Raw genomic sequence first — 18,228 nt, 5'->3', positions numbered from 1 at the left:
AAGAAAACCCATCTGCGACCTTTTTGATTGCGAAGGCAGGGACTTAATATGACAAGGGATATGACCGTCGGGAACCCCGTAAAACTGATCATCAGCTTCTCCATTCCTCTTCTGATCGGCAACCTGTTCCAGCAGCTTTACAGCATGGTGGACGCCGTGATCGTGGGACAGTTCCTCGGCGTGGACGCGCTGGCTGCCGTCGGCACAACCGGCGCGCTGTCCTTTCTGATTCTCGGCTTTGTCATGGGGATGACGGGCGGTTTTTCCGTCCTGATCGCCCAACGATTCGGAGCAGGGGATTATGACGAAATGCGTCACACTGTGGCCATGAGCGCCATTTTAAGCGTCGCGCTCTGCGTGGTGATGACATTCATCAGCATGGTGTTCTGCTGGCAGCTTCTGGAAATCATGAACACGGCGGACAACATCATCGGCATGGCCTACGATTATATCATCGTCATCTTCGCCGGAACGACCGCGAATGTGCTCTATAACCTCCTCTCCGGTATTCTGCGCGCTCTCGGGGACAGCAAAACGCCGCTGTATTTTCTGATCCTGTCCTCCCTGCTTAATGTGGGACTGGATCTGCTCTTTATCATCAATTTCCAGATGGGCGTGGCGGGCGCCGGCTATGCGACCGTCTTTTCCCAGTTTGTCTCAGGCCTTCTGTGCCTGATCTACATGGCGAAAAAATTCCCGATCCTGCGCTTCCAGCGGCAGGACTGGACATTCCGCCCATCCACCTGCCTGCTGCTCCTCAAGATCGGTTCCCCGATGGCCTTCCAGTTCTCGATCACGGCCATCGGCGTGGTGACGATGCAGGGCGCGGTAAACAGCTTCGGCTCCGCCACGACGGCGGCCTTCACCGCAGCCTCCAAGGTGGAATCCCTCACCCAACAGCTCATGGCGACGCTCTCCACCACGACGGCCACCTTCGTCGGGCAAAATCTGGGCGCGGGCAAGCCGGAGCGCATCCGTGAGGGTGTGCGCCGCTGCCGTCAGATCACGGACATCAGCTCCCTGATTCTGATCGTATTCGTCTATGTGTTCTGGAGAAGCCTGGTCTCTCTCTTCATCTCGGGCGACCAGCCGGAGGTGTACGACGCCGCGCGAACCTACCTCTATATTGTGATGGCCTTCTATCTGCCGCTCGGATGGGTCAACATCTTCCGCAACGCCTTACAGGGCATGGGCGAAGCCTTCGTCCCGCTCATGGGCGGTGTGATGGAGCTGGTCATGCGTGTGGTGGTGGCGCTGATTGCCGTGCCGTTCGGTTTCTGGGCGGTGTGCCTCGCCAGCCCGATGGCGTGGATCGGCGCGGGTATCCCGCTGCTCATTACTTACCGCCGCCGGATCCGCGCTATGTGCGATTTTCAGCAGGCACAGACGGCGCAGGAAGAAAAATAGCTGTACAAACGGGGAAAAGCCTGTTATAATGCTTGTGTCAGAGTAGGCGTCACGCGTTAAGTGCCGGCGGATGGGAAGTCGCCGCCGGACGAAAAGCCGGAAACGAAGGATCGGCTTGCGGTGTGGCGCCGCGTCCGCTGCCACAACCTTCATGTGGCTCGCCGCCGGGGCTTTCCCGGTGCGAAAACAGGAGGGAAAAAATTGAATCCGAAGGCTGTCAAAAAGACCGATCTCGTGATGCTGGTCACCCTGGCGCTGCTTACCGCCATGAACGTGGTGCTGACCAGATTTCTCGGGATCCAGACCCCGCTCGTCCAGATCAACTTTTCGTTTGTCCCGGTTGTCCTTGCCGCCCTGCTCTACGGCCCCATTCCGGCCGCTGTGGTGGGCGGGCTTGGTGATTTCCTGGGCGCCATCCTCTTTCCGGCCGGGGCCTATTTTCCGGGCTTCACGCTGACGGCTGTGCTCGCCGGGCTGGTGTATGGCTTCTTCCTCTACCGGAAGCAGGCCGCGCTGTGGCGTGCCATTGCCGCCGTTCTGCTGATCACCGTTGTCCTGAACATGGGATTGAACACGCTTTGGCTGTGGATCCTGATGAAGGACGGTGTGTGGGGGATCCTCTCGACGCGCATCCCGAAATATTTTCTGGTCGCGCCGGTGCAGATCCTTGTGACCCGCGCCCTTTCCGGCCGTCTGACGGAACAGTTCCGTCGGCTGATCGCCGCATAGGGCCTGCCTTTCTTCTGTATAGCTTCCGTCCCCTTCTTCCCGGGGGACGGTTTTTTTGTGCCTTTCCCCTCCCTTTTTGCAATTCTGATAATTCCCGATTCATTTTTTGCCTTCTCTTCGGTGTTCTGTGGAATTTTTCGAGGAAAATCTGAAAGTGATTGCAGTTTTCGATTCTTTTTGCTATACTAAACCTCACAACACTTTTATGATTTACCATAATAAATGGAGGGAGATGTATGAACGGCGCGGCAGACTTCATGAACGGGCTGACCTCCTTCGTCAGCACTGTAAACACCTGGATGTGGGACGCTATTTTACTGGTGCTCCTGTGCGGAACGGGGATCTGGTTCACCATCCGGCTAAAATTTGTCCAGGTTCGCAAATTCCGGCAGGGCCTCAAGGCTGTTTTCGGCAATATTCGCCTGCACGGCGACAAAGCGGGAAACGACGGCATGAGCTCGTTCCAGTCGCTGGCGACGGCGGTAGCGGCACAGGTCGGCACCGGAAACATCGCGGGCGCGGCGACGGCAATCGCCTCGGGCGGACCGGGAGCCATCTTCTGGATGTGGCTGAGCGCCTTTTTCGGCATGGCCACCATCTATGTGGAAGCAACGCTGGCGCAGAAATACCGCCGTACTGTGGACGGGGAAATCAAAGGCGGCCCGGTGTACTGCATCAAAGCGAAATTTCAGGGTGTATTCGGCAAATTCCTTGCGGGCTTCTTCGCTGTGGCAATCACCCTCGCCCTTGGCTTCATGGGCAACATGGTGCAGTCGAACTCCATCAGTGACGCGTTCCAGACCGCTTTCCACGTGCCGGGTCTCGCTGTAGGCATTGTCGTGGCCATTTTCGCGGCGATCATCTTCCTCGGCGGCAAGAAGCGCATCGCCGCTGTGACGGAAAAGATCGTGCCGGTGATGGCTGTCCTGTATGTCCTCGGCTCTCTCATCGTACTTGCCGTTAATTGGCGGAACCTCGGTACGGCCTTTGCGCAGATCTTCGTCCTCGCCTTTGATCCGCAGGCGATGGCGGGCGGTTTGGCCGGCATCACGGTCCGCGAGGCGATCCGGTTTGGTGTGGCACGCGGCCTGTTCTCCAACGAAGCTGGTATGGGCTCTACCCCGCATGCTCACGCGCTGGCCAAGGTCAAGCACCCGTGCGATCAGGGCGTCGTCGCGATGATCGGCGTGTTCATCGACACCTTTATCGTGCTCACCATGACGGCCCTTGTCATCCTCTCCACCGGTGCGCTTTCCCTCACAGACGCGAACGGCGCACCGCTCACCGCGGCCTCGCTGGCACAGGCTGCCTTCAACACTGTGTTCGGCTCCTTCGGCAATATCTTCATTGCCGTGTGCATGCTGTTCTTTGCGTTCTCCACCATCATCGGCTGGTTTTTCTTCGGCGAAACAAACGTGAAATATCTCTTCGGAAAGCGGGCTGTTCCCGTTTATTCCGCCCTGGTCATTGTGTTTGTTATCCTGGGCTCCATCATGAAGGTGGATCTTGTGTGGTCGCTGTCCGATATGTTCAACGGCCTGATGGTGCTGCCGAACCTCATTGGCGTTCTGGCGCTCACCGGTGTGGTCGTGCTGCTCTCGCGGGAGCATGACGAACAGCGGCGTCTGGGAAAATAAAAAGCGTCTCTGCTTTCATATAATGGGGGAAACGCCCCCCGCGCAGGTTGGGAAGATCCTGCGCGGGGGGCGTTTCTCTTGTTCGGTAAGGAGGTAAGCCAATCTCTCTTATTTGTACTGGCGGTCGTAAGCAGTCTGCATGATTTCGAGAGCGCGGGAAACGTTCAGGTTCTCGAACTCAGCGGCATAAGCGTCCCAATCGGAATCGAGGCTCTTGTTGCCCGTCATGAACGCGACCATGTTCTCCTTGAGGAAGTCGGTCAGGCCGGTCTGGATAATAGCGAGCTCATCGGACTCTTCCTGCGTGTACATCAGGATCGGGACCTGCATATCGGATGCATAGGGCTCATAATAGGTCTCGGTGTCGCGGTATCTTCTGGGCTCGCCGGTCTGGGTCAGATACGGATCATCGCCGACAACAGCCTGGCCGTCGCGGTAATCGCGGGTACGGTTGGCCAGCATGATGTTCTCCAGATGATAGTTCTGCACCGATTCGCCGGTCCAGGTGATCTTCTCATACAGAGCGGGCTTGCCATTGATGCCCAGAGTGCCTTCCGCGGGCTTCTTCCAGCCGACGTTCTCGGGGCCTGCCTGAGACTGGAGTGTAACCTCGGCCTTATAGCCGCCGTCCGCCCAGCGGAACAGGACTTCCGGATTCTCGCACTGATTGGTGATGAGGAAACGGCCGCTGTAGATGCCGCCCTCTTCGGTGAGAGCGTTCTGGACGCCGTTGGGGCCCTTGAGCGGGCTGATCGCCTCATACTGGGTATATCTCTCGAGCGGATCGTTCACGGTGTCGCCCAGGATGCTTTCAAACGTCGCGCCGCAGGCTGTGCCGACCGTAACCTTCTCCGGATCGCCGCCGATAATCTTGGCCTGGGCTTCCTTCTGCGTGAAGGAGACGGGATCGATCAGGCCCTCGGAGACCAGCTTGTTGATGTAGCGCAGGCCCTCACGGAATTCCTCGGTGTTGGCCACAAATTCGATCTTGCCGTTATTGAGCGCATAGCCCCTGGCGCCGTCCCAGTAAACGAAGGAGTTCAGCAGGAAGCTGTAAGGATCGGTATACCAGCCGCCGTCCGCGCCCATCATGGGGATCTCGTCGTTCGGATCGCCGTTGCCGTTGGCATCCTGCTCCTTAAAGGCCTTGAGCACCTCGTAGAACTCGTCGGTCGTGGTCGGAGCCTCTTTGCCGACGTTCTTGAGCCACTCCTGATTCATATACACCTTGGCGGGATAGAAGCAGTGGAAGCACTCGTTGATCTGCGGCAGGGAATAAATGTTGCCGTCCGGAGCGGTGATGGCTTCCGGCAGAAGCTCGGAGGACTCCATGGCCGCCTTGAAATCGACACTGTACTTTTCAATCAGGTCATTGAGCGAGATGAAAATTCCCTGCGAACCGTATTTCACCTGATCCGCTTCGGAAAGGTTGCAGCCGAGGTACGCGTCGGGATATTCGCCGGTATTCAGAGAGAGGTTGACCTTCTCCGTCACGGCCTCCTTGGGAACGATCTCCCAATCAATATGAATATTGGTCTGTTCCTCATACCACTTGGTAAATTCGTTGGTTTCCACATCCAGAATGTACGCTTCCTGCGGAACCATAATGGTAAACGACATTTTTTCGTTCACGATGGGGAATTCGCCGTTTGCGCTCATCTCCACCGTGGAGCCGCCGTCCCCGGATCCGCCTGCGGAGGCCGTTCCGCCGGACGCTGTGCCGGGAGTATTCTGCGTGCAGCTTGAGAGGACTCCAGCCGCCATGGCCAGACTGAGAATGACTGCCATTTTGGAAACTCTTCTCTTCATAATTCTTCTCCTTTTCTCATTTTGCGGCTTGTGCCGCGCAAACCTGCCGGAGCAGGCTGGTTCCTTGTTTCAGCCCTTGATGGCGCCGATCATAACGCCCTTGACAAAGTGCTTCTGGATGAAGGGATACAGAATCAGCATGGGAACGCTGGAAATTACAATCAGAGAATACTTGAGCAGCTCCGCGAGGCCCTGCATTTTCATCATCGTGTCCACGTCGGCCATATTTTCCGGATCGATCTGGTTCATCAGGATGATGTTGCGCAGAACCACCTGAAGGGGATAGTTGTCGGACTTGAGGTAAATCATCGCGTTGAAGTAGTCGTTCCAGTGTCCGACAGCGACATACATGGTCAGCACCGCGAGAATCGGCTTGGAAAGCGGGATGACCACCTTGAGGAAATACCCCAGATCCGAGCAGCCGTCCAAACTGGCAGACTCATACAGATCATAGGGGATGGTGCTCTGGATAAACGTGCGGGTGACGATGACGTTGTACACACCCACGGCGCCGGGGATCACGAGCGCCCAGTAGGTGCCGTACAGACCGAGCTCGTTGATATTCAAAAAGCTCGGGATCAGGCCGCCGCCGAACATCATCGTGAAGGTCAGCAGCTTCATGAACACGCCGCGGCCCGCAAAATCACGCACGGAGAGCGGATAAGCGGCCATCATGGTCATGACCACGCCGATCAGCGTTCCCAGAACCGTCCGGTATACCGCGTAGAAAAAGCCGCTGACAATGTTGGGATCCTTGAACACCGTCTCATAGCCCACGAGGGAAACATCCTTCGGGAACAGCCACACCTGGCCGCTGGTCACGGCATACGGCGAGCTGAAGGAGGCGCTGAGAACATATACGAGCGGGTACAGGACGATCAGCGTCAGAAAGATGAGGAAGGTGTAGTTGACAATATCGAACACCTTGTCCCCCGTGCTCCGCTTGACTTTCATGGCTTTCGCCGACATGTTTTCTCCCTCCTTACCACAGCGACGTCTCGCTGACCTTTCTGGCGATGAAGTTGACTGTCACCAGAAGCGCGATGTTGATGATGGAATTGAACAGACCCACCGCCGTGGAAAGGCTGTACTGTGCGTTCACCAGACCGATGCGGTATACATAGGTCGAGATCACGTCGGAGGAGGACATGTTCAGGCTGGTCTGCATGAGCAGAACCTTTTCATAGCCCACGCTCATAATGTTGCCGACGTTGAGGATCAGCGTGATGATGATGGTGGGCGAAATGCTGGGGAGATCCACATGGAAGATGCGCTGCAATTTGCTTGCACCGTCCAGGATGGCCGCCTCATGCAGAGCAGGCGAAACACCGGAGAGAGCCGCCATATAGATGACGGAGCTGAAGCCCATGCCCTGCCACACGCCGGACCATACATACAGGCTCTTGAAATACTCGGGCTTTGAGAAGAAGTCGATCCGCTCCCCGCCGAGCACCTCAATCAGGTTGTTGACAATGCCTGTCTTGGGCGCCAGCATCAGGGAGAGGATGGAAACGATGATAACCACCGAAATAAAATGGGGAGCATAGGTGATCATCTGCACCGTTTTCTTCATCTTGACGTTTCTGCACTCGTTGAGGGAAATCGCGAGGATGATCGGGATCGGGAAGCCCGCGATCAAGCCGTACAGGCTCAGCGTCACGGTATTCCACATCAGTCTGGGGAAGTTCTGGGTCTTGACAAACATCTCAAAGTATTTGTACCAGGGATCCGCCCACTGGCTTCCCAGAATGCCCTTGGTCGCCACAAAGTCCTTAAAAGCAATCAGAATGCCGTACATCGGCTTATAGCTGAACAGCAGCACCAGTGCAAAGGGGAGGGCAAAGATCAGGTAGAGCTGCCAGTGCTTTTTGATTTGTTTCCACAAATGACCTGTGCTCCGGGGTTGAACTGCCGCTTTTTTCGCGCTCACTGTCCGCCTCCGTTCCCGGCCTGTGCGGCCGAATCAAATTCTACCTTGAAGCAGTCGCTGTACTTGACTCCCAGCATGGAAATCTGCTCCGTGTCAATCTTCACCCTGCCGTTCTCCTGCACAAACGCAAGCTCCTGTCCGTTGCGCAGCAGCGTGATCTTCACCGCTGGCTTTTCAATCTCCAGGAACAGGTACCGCGGCAGACGGTAATGCTGGCGCTCCTGATAGCGGTAAAACACATAGATGTTTCCGTTTTTCTGTGTGTAAGCCAGCCCTTGCCGGGCAGTGCTCACATACGGTGCGCAAACCTCTGTCTCATAGATGCCTTCGCCGTTCACCTGGAGCCATTCGCCCAGGCCAAGCAGGCTTTCCACCGCGGGAGCGGGCAGCTCACCGTCGGGCTGCGGGGTGATGTTCAGAGCCAGGTTTCCGCCCTTGGCCACTACATCGATCAGGGTATGTACCAGCTCGCGGGCGCTCTTGGGGTGATCCGTGTAATGGAAGGAGAAGCAGCCGCCCACCGTCAGGCAGGATTCCCACGGCACGGGGATCATGGCAGAGGGGATGCTCTGCTCGGGCGTGATGATGTTCTCATACTCGCCGCCGACTGTCCGATCACACACAATCAGATGGGGCTGGGTCGTGGCACGGATACGTTCGACCACCTCACCGAGCCGGATGTCCATGTGCTTGTTGTCCGGGCGGACCACGCCGCCGTCGAGCCAGAGAACATCCACCTTGCCGTACTTGGAGGTCAGCTCCTCAATCTGGCGGTGCGTGTACTGCACAAACTTCTCCCAGACCTCCGGATGCTCCTTCGCGTCATAGTTGGCCGCGCCGCTTTTGTGCTCCCCGAACTGGGGCGCCCAGTAATACTCGCTGTGCCAGTCGGGTTTCGAGAAATAGACGCTGATGGCAAGGCCTTCGTTACGGAAGGCTTCGTACAGATTTCCCACAATGTCTGCGTATTTGTGCGTATGGAAGGGGCAATCCTCCGCTGTCACCTTGTAATTGGTGGTGTCGGTGTCGAACATGCAGAAGCCGTCATGATGCTTCGTGGTAAACAGCAGATACTTGAAGCCGCATTCCCGGGCCAGCTTCGCCCACTTGTCCGGGCGGAATTTCACCGGGTTAAAGGTCTTGTTCATGTTCTCATACTGCTGTTTGGCTTCCTCGGGATCCGTCCAGCGGAAATCCGCCTGGGACCACTCCCCCGCCTCGTCGCACAGCGGCCAGCTCTCAAAGCTGCCCATCTGGCTGCCGGGAGACCAGTGCATCATGAGTCCGAGCTTCAGGCCGCGGAACCATTTCAGATGCTCCTGCACGGCGGGTTCCTTCGGAGGGACATAGGTTTCGGGGGCGGAGCACCCGTGTACGCCGTCTACGATAACCGGGACCTTTTTCTCCGTCTTATTCTGAGCCATATTGATTGTTCTTCCCTTCTGTTCAAAGTTCCCGCACCCACTGCCTGCCGCGCGTCATGAAGCGGATCCGGTTATTCTTCGTTCTTTTTTGCTTTTTTCTGCTGTTCTTCCTGTTTTTTCATGCTTCGCATCATGGAAGGGGTCACGCCGTATACCTTGCGGTAAATCCGGCGGAACGTGTTGGAATTTGCATACCCGCACATGCCCGCGATCTCATCGAGCGTGTACTGCCCCTCCAGAACCAGCGCATGGGCCTTCTGCATCCGCAGGCGCTCCAGGTACGCTGAGAAATTCTCTCCCATGTTTTCCTTGAAGAGGGACGAGAAGTAGGCGTGGGAAAAGCCCAGCTTCTCCGCAGCGTAATTCAGGCTCATCTCCTGATTGGACAGTTCTTCGTCCACCAGCAGTCTCACCTTTTCGCGGAATTCCTCTCTTGCGGTATCCTTTTTGCTCTTTTGCAGCTTTTTGTTTTCCAGACAGATCCGGCGGATGGAAGCATACAGACACGCAAACATCGTGCCGCTCATGGGAATCTGCCGCAGGGCATCCATCCAATCCTTTTCCGAAAAGCTTTCTCCGCTGTCCAGCAGCAGGAGAAGCTGGCTGATACGGGCCAGAAACTCTGTCTTTTCCTCGTCCCCGCGGACAAACTCCGCGGTTTTCTGGAAAATATCCCGCAGAAGCTCCTCGGCTTCCTTCAGGTTTCCGCTTTTCGCCGCCGTGAACAGGACCTTTGTTTTCTCCTCGGAAGCGGGCCGGAGCCTTGTATCCGGGATTTCCTGCGCATCAAACGGGGAACACAGCCCTCTGCTCTCCGGACGGAAGCTTTCCCGCCCAAGGAAACGTGAGCCGGCCTGTGCCGCCTGATACAGCTCTTCCACACGCATGACCTGCATCGCCGCGCTGACGCGGACCTCCAGAGCATCCTCCATGTGGACGGCTTCTGCGCTTTCCAAAAGCATCTGCGCCACAGCGTCGATCCGATCCTCCTCCTTTACAACGGCCGCCATGCGCCCGGTTTCCAGGCAGACGACATATCCTTCCCTGCTGATCCTCCCCTCCGCTTCCTGATACCAGCTCTCAAACGATCGCCGCAGGAGCTGCAGGTCGGGGGTCTCTCCATCGGGAGCCCGGTATTCCAGCGAGGCCATAACAAGCCCGTACTGTTCCCAGCGCGCACTTGCGCCGTTTCCGAGAAGTGTATAATCATAAGGCTGTTTCGCCTTTCCCATAAGCAGGTTCAGGAAGAAATTCCGGCGCAGCATTTCCATCGAGCTGTCACGTTCGCCCTGCAAAATCAGGTTATCGTGCTGGAGCACATCGAACGCATCGCTGATTTCTTTATAAATGCTGCCTTTTGTTTCGGAATATCCGCTCTTGCGGTGAAGCAGAATTTTCTGCACCCACACGCTGTTGTGGCTGGAAATCGCAGCGATAATCGCCACCATCCCCACAATCAGCACAAGGAAAATCGCAAACAGAAGCAGGAACAGGCTGTTGACGCCTCCGAACAGCTCCTCCCGCGAGGTCATGCAGATGTAGTCGATTCCCACGCCCTTCTGAACGGTCAGGATATAATCCTGGTTAAGGGCCTCCAGATTGAGCTGCCCGTCCCACATGTAGCGCTCCGCGTCCTCGTCCGACCAGTTTCTGGTGTACAAAACAGCGCCCTGGTTGTTGCGGACCATAATTTTGGAGTTTTCAATCGGCTCAAACAGCTGATCCAAATACGTATCGCGCAGGACAAAAAAGAGGGATGCCGAGCTGTCTGAATAGGGATAAAGCTTGATGTAGTAGATCATGCCCTCGTAGCTGCGCGGCGGAAACTCCATCGTGCTGTAAGGCAGAAAGCTTTCCGCCGGGAGCTGCTTTTTATAGGAGAAAAACTCGTTCGCGCTCATGTCCCCGAACTGGAACAGCGTCCCGTAAAAGCGATTGATATCGGTGCACACAGAGTAAGACCCGAAGGCAACCCCGCTTTTATCGAAACAGATGGCGTATTCTCCGAATTCGGAAAACACACTGTAATTCACACAGGAGGATCGGATATGCAGGAGCGTATCCTGGTTCTGCATGGCCTCTTCCTGATCCAGCCGGGCAAACTGATAAAATTCCCGGGTGGCAATCTGCTGGGAAAACTTTTTGATCACCAGCACCTTTTCTTCAAAGCTGTTGAGCACCTGCTCGGCCACGCTGCTGTTTCGCTGGGTAATAAAATCGATCTGACGCTGCCTCATATAAGAAAGAACCAGAAAAATCACAACGGCAAAAATCATCATCAAAAGCAGGTAGCTTTTCATAAAGAGCAGCACCAGCTTGAAATTGATCTTTTTATTGGTATCTGTATGATTGTTATGTTTTCTCATTTTTTCCCCCGGAAATTTTGGAACGCCGAGTGTTCTCATAGTCGAGCCCTTTCACCCGCTTCTTTCAAAAAGAATAAAAAATTGAGAGAAAAGAATATCATATAAGCAAGATAGCAATCAAATGTTTTGTCAAAAGAAATCGTTGTTTGGAACAAGATTTTCTTTTATGCATTTTGTCGTTTGTTGCACTTAAAATTATATTTTATTTTATAAATTTTGCAACTTTCACTTTTTTCGATCGTCCTCCATTTCATCCTGTCTTTGTGCAAAAGGCCTGTTTTTTTAAAACATTTTGTATTTCTTCCATGGTTTTTGTCAATTTGCAGCACACTAAAAAAGCAGGCTCCATGCGGCCTGCTCTGCGCTTTGTATCGAAAAGCAAGAGAAAAGATCCAGTCGTTCCATTTTTTAGGGATCCATTTGTTACGATCGTATGAAATAGAAAGAATCCAAACAAAACACATTGTATGTTTTGCGGCAGATCATTATAATAAAGGCATTAAAACCATGGAAATTATGGAAAACAACGAAAGGAGCCGCAGACTATGAAACGCATCCCTATCCAACACGGCAAAAGGATCGCTGCCGTCCTTTTGCTTTTCCTTCTTCTCCTCCTTCCTTCATGCGCACAGAATGAAAAGGAGGCAAATCAAAACGATCGTCCCCGGAGCGTATCGCTCTACTTTTTCCACGACACCGCCTGCGGCGCCTGTGACGGCACAAAGGATTTCCTTTCCATCTTTGAGGAACAGATCGGCGATGTGCGGGAGCTCTATCCCTATACTTTGGAAATGCAGAACGTCTTTCAGACAGAGGGAAGCAAAAGCTTTGAACGTGTAATGGAGCAGTATGGGCTTGATCCCGAATCGGCCAGCTTCCCCATGCTGGTGATCAACGGCAAGGAACTGTTCGGCCTGGAAGAGATTGAAAAATCTCTGCGTGAAAACTTCCTCTCCGCGGGAGAGGCGGCGGTCACGCCGGACGAGCTTGCCTTCACCGTGGAAAAAGCGCCCGAGGACGATCTGTTCCGCGATTTCCCGAGCGCGGATCCCGGGGAATCTGTCGTGCTGTATTTTTACCGCTCCACCTGCCCGGAGTGCGTCACCACAAAGCCGGTGATGGACGGGCTGCCCGAAACCATGGAGATCAACGGGACGGAAAGCACCGTGACCGTTTATTCCCTGAACAGCCGCACCGGCAGCAACCCGGAGCGCATCCGTTATCTGTTTGAAAAATATGAGGTACCCGAGGACAAGCAGATGGTTCCCATTGTGTTTCTCCGTGACTCCTATCTGGCCGGATACGACGAAATTTCCGCCGGGCTGGAACAGGGCCTTCTGGATGGCGGCGGGCTGGACTTTGATTTTTCGGTTTTCCAGGAATAAAACAAATTTTTATCGAAAAATTGCCTCCTGTTTTTTCCTGCCTGTGCTGTTGGATCTCATGAAAAAATCCGGAGATAGAAAAGGCATTTATTTCATTAAATTGAATCTTTTTTCATCTATGCATATCCTTGGCCGTATTTTCTCTTTCTTTTTTCCAAATAAAGCTATAGTATATATTGACAAAAATACGATTTAGTGTTATCTTCCTTTTGTGTTTTTCTCTGTTGGGAAACCAGAGAAAATGGTTACACCTTTGGAAACATACCGCAGCCTTTACGAACATGGAAAACATTGGGAAAGAATTTTATGAAATATGAGCTTTTTATCGGAAAAGCTCATAAAAGAAAGGGGAGCATCCACTTGAATCAAAAAGGGAAGCTCAGGAAGATAAGCGCCACGCTGGTCGCCATCGCGATGCTTGTCTCTTCTTACGGCTCATTTGCCGTTCAGGCGGCCGATTCCTGGCCAAATGAAAAGGCGTCCGCAGAGCCCAGCTTTGCGGGATACCGTGTCAAAGACATCGAAAACTGGAGCCCGGAAACCGATCCGTACGCGGAATTTATGCGTGCAGAGGTGCCTTTGCAGACACGGATCGATCCCTTCCAGCAAACACAGGCCAAGCCCTACCTGGAATCCGAAGCCCAGGTAATGCTCATGCAGGGCGACTACGGAAACAGCTTTTTCAACAGCACCATGTACACCGACAAATTCGGCGAGCATGTGCTCAATTTCTGGCAGTACGCCGACTACTTCTCCCCCTGGCACGGCGCCGCCACCGCCTACACCCCGCAGGCGCTGTACGATCCCATTACCAGCGACTGGCAGGCCAGAGGCTTTGAATTCGGAATCGTGAACATTCCCAGCTCAGCCTACACCAACGCTGCGCACAAAAACGGCGTCATGTCGATCGCCTGCATCTACTTTGATCCCCTTTTCCGCCCCGGCCAGACGTGCGCCGATCTGATCGCAAAGGACGAAAACGGCAATTTCCCTCTGATCGACAAGCTGGTGGAAATCGCGGAATACATGGGCTTTGACGGCTACTTCCTCAACCAGGAGGAAGGAAACATGGAGGACTTTAAGCCCTTCATGGCTGAGCTGACCAAGCGCGGAATGTATACCCAGTGGTATGACACCAACAGCAATTTCAACGCTTCCAAGGCCGCATGGCTCAAGGATGATGAGCATGGGCAGATCAACAATTCCGTCTTTGTCAACTATGATTGGAAATATGGAATTGAGAACTCCCTTACATACGCCAGTCAAATCGGAGTCAATCCATTTGAATCCATCTTCATCGGATTGGAGTGCAACCAGAATAAATTCAGCGGTGGCCACTCCAGCGCAAGGGATATCAGCGCTCTGTATGACTCGGATGGGAACCCCCGCGCAAGTGTGGCGCTCTTCACCCCCAGCGACTGGTATCAGCGTGGTTTGGATGACAGCATTAAGGTAGAAAATGAAATTCCCAACATGCAGCGCGATGAATACCAGTGGATGGTGGCCGAGCGTGAGCGGATGTTCTTCTCCGGCGTGAAAGAGGATCCCACCGACACCGGTTTGCAGTCAGGCTACAAGCGTGAGGACGTCGGGGTTGACGACGCTTCCGGCTGGGTCGGCGTGGCAGACTTCATCGCGGAGCGCTCCGTCATCAGCGGGACGCAGTTTTACACCAATTTCAACACCGGCCACGGCATGCAGTATTTTGTGGACGGCGATGTTTCCGCTGACAAAGCGTGGACCAACATCAACATTCAGGATATCCTGCCCACCTGGCAGTGGTGGATCGAAAGCGAAGGCCAGAAGAAGCTGGAAGCTGACTTCGACTATGGCGACGCTTTGACTAATTACGACAAAGACAAACAGCCCATGACGATGCCCTACACCCAGGTGGGCGCCTATGAGGGCGGCTCCTCCCTGGTGGTGTACGGCTCCATTGACAAAGCGAACAGCCTGCATCTGTATAAAACGGATCTGGATGTCAACGGAAACTCAAAAGCCTCCGTCACCTTCCAAAAGACCTCAAACGACGCGGTCACCATGAAGCTGGGCCTGATCTTCAAGGATGCCCCGGAGACCACCGAAAAGGTGGAAATTTCCGGATCCGAGACCGCGGGGGACTGGCAGACCGTTGAGCTGGATCTTTCCAGCTATGCGGGAAGATCGATCGCGGCCATCACCCTGGAATTTGAGGGAACAGCTGATAACTATCAGATGAACGTGGGCGGCCTGAAAATCTCCGACAGCACGGACAAGCCCGCCACCCCCACCGGATTTAAGATCGACTATGCTTATTCCTCCGGTGAAATGATCCTCAAATGGGATCTGGCAGACTATTCCGAAGTCAAGCAGTATAATGTCTATGGCACCCTCTCTGACGGCAAGCGCGTCTATCTGGGCGGCATCTATGACAACATTCTGTATGTAAAATCCGTATTTGACGAGAAAACGGACATTGATTTGGAGCTGTGCGCCGTAGGCCCGGACGGTACGGAAAGCGATCCCGCCACACTGACCTATACCTACAGCGATAAGGTCAGCAACGTCAAGGTGAAGGAAGGCAAAACCTCCAGCGGCCTGCTGACGCGGGCCTCCACCCCCGGAGAGCTGCAGGTCTCCTTCCAGACTCCCGCGGACGGTGCTCCCGACCGCTACGAATTTGAAGTCACCCTGCGCAATATTGCGTCCAGCGATCCCGACAACCAGACTTATCCCTATACGCTGGAGGACGGCAGCGCCACCTCGGCGGTAGTGCCTCTTCCCGTGGAGGAAGGCTACGAGTACGATCTGAAAATTTATGCCGTCCGCGGAGATGACAGGGGCGAGCCTATCTGCTACCGCGGCTGGTCGAACGACAGTTATTCCGAGCCGATCGCGGCGGAGGATGTGATCCTCACCGAAAAATCCTCTGTGCGTCTGCTGGATCCCGATTCCGTGGACTGGTATCAGCTGCATGTATCCCTGAACGGCCAGCCTGTAACCGACTTCAAGCGCGGCGCTGTCACCAGAGGAACCGCCACGATGAATTTCAGTCTGACCGAAAACGGCACACTGAGCATTGTCACAGAGGACTTTGCCGGCAACCAGTCCGATCCCACCGTCCTGCTGTATGACGGTGAGTCCCTGATCCCGAGTGGAGAAGGCGTCATCACAGAAAAGGAAATTCCCGATCCGGTTCTGCGCGCAGAAGTCATGCGGCAGGCCAGCCCTTATCTGGATGAGCTTCCGAATTTCACCGGGACACTGGATCTCTCCGGCACACAGGTGCAGGATCTCACCGGCCTGGACCTTCTCACCGGCATGACCGGGCTGAATCTCAGCGGCTGTACGCTTCCCACCACCATTCCGGATCTGAGCGGATGCAAAAACCTGCGGGAGATCGATCTCAGCGGCTGTGAAGCTTTGACAAAGATCGATTTGAGCGGCTTGGGTCTGGAAAAGCTCAACGCCTCCGGAACCTATCCTGACCTGAAGTCTGTTGATATCTCCGAAAACCGCCTGGATCTGAGCGAGGGAACGCCGGAGCGTGAGTTTGTGGAGTCCCTCTCCTGCCCGGTCACCTTCCAGAACCAGCACCCCACCGTCTATTCGGGCATCTACTGCCTGCCGGCGGATCCGGTGCAGAAGGAGCTTTCCGAGGAAGAAACGCTGCGGGACGTGATCGAGGAATTTGTGAACAAAGCCGTCACGATCCGCGGCACACTGTACGCCGATTTGCAGAATGCGGCACCGATCGACGGGAAACCCTTCCTGGCGGACGGCGTGGATTTTGACGCGGTTCCCTCCACAAAGGATATCTCCTACACCGTGCGCACCCAGAACGGCGAAACCGTCAAGGATTTGGATCAGCCTTTGATGGAGGACAATACCTATCTTGTGACGTATACCAACGAAAAGGATTCGTTTGAAAGCACACTGACCATTGTTGTGGGCAGCGGCAGCGCGGCTCCCATCGTGATAACGGAAAATCCCACCATTCTCTATGCCACAGAAGAGAGCGACCATAATCCCGCTGAGGATCCGGAATTTGCCTTTGACGACGATGAAAGCACCAAATGGTGCCCCGGGGGAAATGCCATCGCTTCCGATCTGGTGATCGATGTGGGGGATTTCTATGTCGTAACCGAGTGGAATATGTCCCATGCGGGCGTTTCCTCAGACGGTTCCAAGCGTAATACCCGCGACTTTGCCCTTCAGGTGCTCAAGGAAGAGAACCCCACCCCTGAACAGCTGGCGGACGAAGCCTTCCTGAACAATGATGAAAACTGGGTCACAGTGGCTTCCTATGTTGACAATCAGGAAGACCGCACAACTTATGACTTTGTCGCAGAGGGCGAAACCGTCACCGGACGTTATTTCCGTCTGCATGTGACAAAGGGCGACAGTTCTGCTCAATGGCCTTCCACCCGCATTTACGAGTGGAGCATGAAGGGAACCCCTGTTCCTGAGGAGCCTTCGGTGGACAAGACTGCTTTGCAGGAGGCCATTGACAAGGCTCTCACCTATGACGAAACCAAGTACACCGAAAAGAGCTGGGCCGTCTTTGCCGCCGCTCTGGCAAAGGCTGAGGAAGTCAACGCGGATGACGCCGCTACGCAGGCTGACGTGACGAAGGCCCTCAATGCGCTGGAAAATGCGCGGAAAAACCTGGTACTGATCTCCGATCCCGAGGAGCCTTCCGTGGACAAAACTGCTTTGCAGGCAGCCATCGACAAGGCCCTCACCTATGACGAAACCAAGTACACCGAAAAGAGCTGGGCCGTCTTTGCCGCCGCTCTGGCAAAGGCTGAGGAAGTCAACGCGGACGACACCGCCACGCAGGCCGATGTGACAAAGGCGCTCAAGGCGCTGGAAAACGCACAGAAAAAACTGGTGCCTGTCCAAACAAAGCCCTCCAGACCCTCCGATTCCTGGGAGGAAAACCAGCCGGGCTACATCGGCAAGCCCCTCCCCACTCCGGAAACCGGCTCCAGCACTGGCACGGGCACTTCCACTCCGCCGATGTCCTCCTCCTTTGTGAGTGACACCACTGCGGATCTGCATATCACAGACAGTTCCTATCAGTTCCGCATTACCTCAAAGGACGGTACCGTTCCGGTGATGACCGTCACCAGCAGCGCCTTCCGGGTGGAGCTTGCCTCCCAGAAGGGGAACGACTACTTCTTCCGGGTAACCGTGGTGACTCCCGGCCAGACGGCGGATGTACTGGTCAACGGCGGGAAAGTCGTCTCCGTCACAGGCGGGGACGCTCCCGGCGGTGTGATCAGCGACACGACGGCTCCCTTCCAGCTCAGCGAGAACGGTGAATACCAGTTCAAGCTGACCGCGAACGAAAAGCCGGATCTCGTTGCCGGATCTTCCTCATTTACCGTGGAATTCGTGAAGAACGAAGGCAAAGACTGGTTCTTCCGCATCCGCGCCACCGGCAAGCCCGGCGACGCCTGCGGCTTCTACATCAACAAGTCTCCCAAGCCCGTCACCGTTGTGACGATTGCCTGAATGTTTCCCGGCTTGCTTTCCCCGGAAACGGGGAAAGCATGT

At 54.9% G+C, this 18,228-nt stretch carries 10 protein-coding genes and 1 riboswitch; of the genes, 5 read left to right on the top strand and 5 right to left on the bottom strand.

Annotation, left to right across the window (positions count from 1 at the left end; translation table 11 throughout):
* The first annotated feature begins 48 nt into the window (after positions 1 to 48).
* From B5F35_RS04535 to B5F35_RS04525, 3 genes are all read left to right on the top strand, one after another.
* Positions 49 to 1,407: an MATE family efflux transporter gene (locus B5F35_RS04535; protein WP_087238498.1), complete on the top strand. Its 1,359-nt coding sequence runs from the start codon at positions 49 to 51 to the stop codon at positions 1,405 to 1,407.
* A 36-nt stretch (positions 1,408 to 1,443) separates the two neighbouring features.
* Positions 1,444 to 1,549: riboswitch (THF riboswitch) on the top strand.
* 59 nt (positions 1,550 to 1,608) lie between these two features.
* Positions 1,609 to 2,136 (top strand): folate family ECF transporter S component, encoded by a 528-nt coding sequence (locus B5F35_RS04530; RefSeq protein WP_242969397.1) that lies wholly within the window; start codon positions 1,609 to 1,611, stop codon positions 2,134 to 2,136.
* A gap of 257 nt (positions 2,137 to 2,393) precedes the next feature.
* Positions 2,394 to 3,773, top strand: coding sequence for an alanine/glycine:cation symporter family protein (locus B5F35_RS04525; RefSeq protein ID WP_087238630.1), 1,380 nt, complete (start codon positions 2,394 to 2,396; stop codon positions 3,771 to 3,773).
* Between the two features lie 108 nt (positions 3,774 to 3,881).
* On the opposite strand, the gene B5F35_RS04520 is transcribed toward B5F35_RS04525, so the two are convergent.
* From B5F35_RS04520 to B5F35_RS04500, 5 genes are all read right to left on the bottom strand, one after another.
* Positions 3,882 to 5,582, bottom strand: a complete 1,701-nt coding sequence (locus B5F35_RS04520) for an extracellular solute-binding protein (protein ID WP_087238496.1) — start codon at positions 5,580 to 5,582, stop codon at positions 3,882 to 3,884.
* A gap of 69 nt (positions 5,583 to 5,651) precedes the next feature.
* Entirely contained in the window at positions 5,652 to 6,551 is a 900-nt protein-coding gene (locus B5F35_RS04515; protein WP_087238494.1) for a carbohydrate ABC transporter permease, read from the bottom strand.
* 13 nt (positions 6,552 to 6,564) lie between these two features.
* On the bottom strand, positions 6,565 to 7,467 hold the full coding sequence (locus B5F35_RS04510) for an ABC transporter permease (RefSeq protein ID WP_242969396.1): 903 nt from the start codon (positions 7,465 to 7,467) through the stop codon (positions 6,565 to 6,567).
* A 41-nt stretch (positions 7,468 to 7,508) separates the two neighbouring features.
* On the bottom strand, positions 7,509 to 8,936 hold the full coding sequence (locus tag B5F35_RS04505) for an alpha-L-fucosidase (protein ID WP_087238492.1): 1,428 nt from the start codon (positions 8,934 to 8,936) through the stop codon (positions 7,509 to 7,511).
* Positions 8,937 to 9,007: 71 nt separating this feature from the next.
* Positions 9,008 to 11,302 (bottom strand): helix-turn-helix domain-containing protein, encoded by a 2,295-nt coding sequence (locus tag B5F35_RS04500; RefSeq protein ID WP_162611328.1) that lies wholly within the window; start codon positions 11,300 to 11,302, stop codon positions 9,008 to 9,010.
* A gap of 545 nt (positions 11,303 to 11,847) precedes the next feature.
* On the opposite strand from B5F35_RS04500, the gene B5F35_RS04495 reads away from it, so the two are divergent.
* Both B5F35_RS04495 and B5F35_RS04485 read left to right on the top strand, forming a co-directional pair.
* The gene (locus B5F35_RS04495; protein ID WP_087238488.1) at positions 11,848 to 12,687 is read left to right on the top strand and encodes a thioredoxin domain-containing protein; all 840 of its coding nucleotides are present in this window, start codon (positions 11,848 to 11,850) and stop codon (positions 12,685 to 12,687) included.
* A gap of 360 nt (positions 12,688 to 13,047) precedes the next feature.
* On the top strand, positions 13,048 to 18,186 hold the full coding sequence (locus B5F35_RS04485) for an endo-beta-N-acetylglucosaminidase (protein WP_162611327.1): 5,139 nt from the start codon (positions 13,048 to 13,050) through the stop codon (positions 18,184 to 18,186).
* Positions 18,187 to 18,228 lie beyond the last annotated feature (42 nt).

Origin of the sequence: Anaeromassilibacillus sp. An200 (genome assembly GCF_002160025.1) — a bacterium.
Lineage (GTDB): Bacteria > Bacillota > Clostridia > Oscillospirales > Acutalibacteraceae > Caccousia > Caccousia stercoris.
The sequence above is the reverse complement of the archived record's forward strand: the minus strand, read 5'-3'. Positions and strand labels throughout refer to the sequence as shown.

Excerpts from the sequence above, each read along its gene's own strand:
- B5F35_RS04535 (WP_087238498.1), top strand. The coding sequence starts at position 49 with ATGACAAGGGATATGACCGTCGGGAACCCCGTAAAACTGATCATCAGC.
- B5F35_RS04525 (WP_087238630.1), top strand. The coding sequence starts at position 2,394 with ATGAACGGGCTGACCTCCTTCGTCAGCACTGTAAACACCTGGATGTGG.
- B5F35_RS04520 (WP_087238496.1), bottom strand. The coding sequence starts at position 5,582 with ATGAAGAGAAGAGTTTCCAAAATGGCAGTCATTCTCAGTCTGGCCATG.
- B5F35_RS04515 (WP_087238494.1), bottom strand. The coding sequence starts at position 6,551 with ATGTCGGCGAAAGCCATGAAAGTCAAGCGGAGCACGGGGGACAAGGTG.
- B5F35_RS04505 (WP_087238492.1), bottom strand. The coding sequence starts at position 8,936 with ATGGCTCAGAATAAGACGGAGAAAAAGGTCCCGGTTATCGTAGACGGC.
- B5F35_RS04500 (WP_162611328.1), bottom strand. The coding sequence starts at position 11,302 with ATGAGAAAACATAACAATCATACAGATACCAATAAAAAGATCAATTTC.
- B5F35_RS04495 (WP_087238488.1), top strand. The coding sequence starts at position 11,848 with ATGAAACGCATCCCTATCCAACACGGCAAAAGGATCGCTGCCGTCCTT.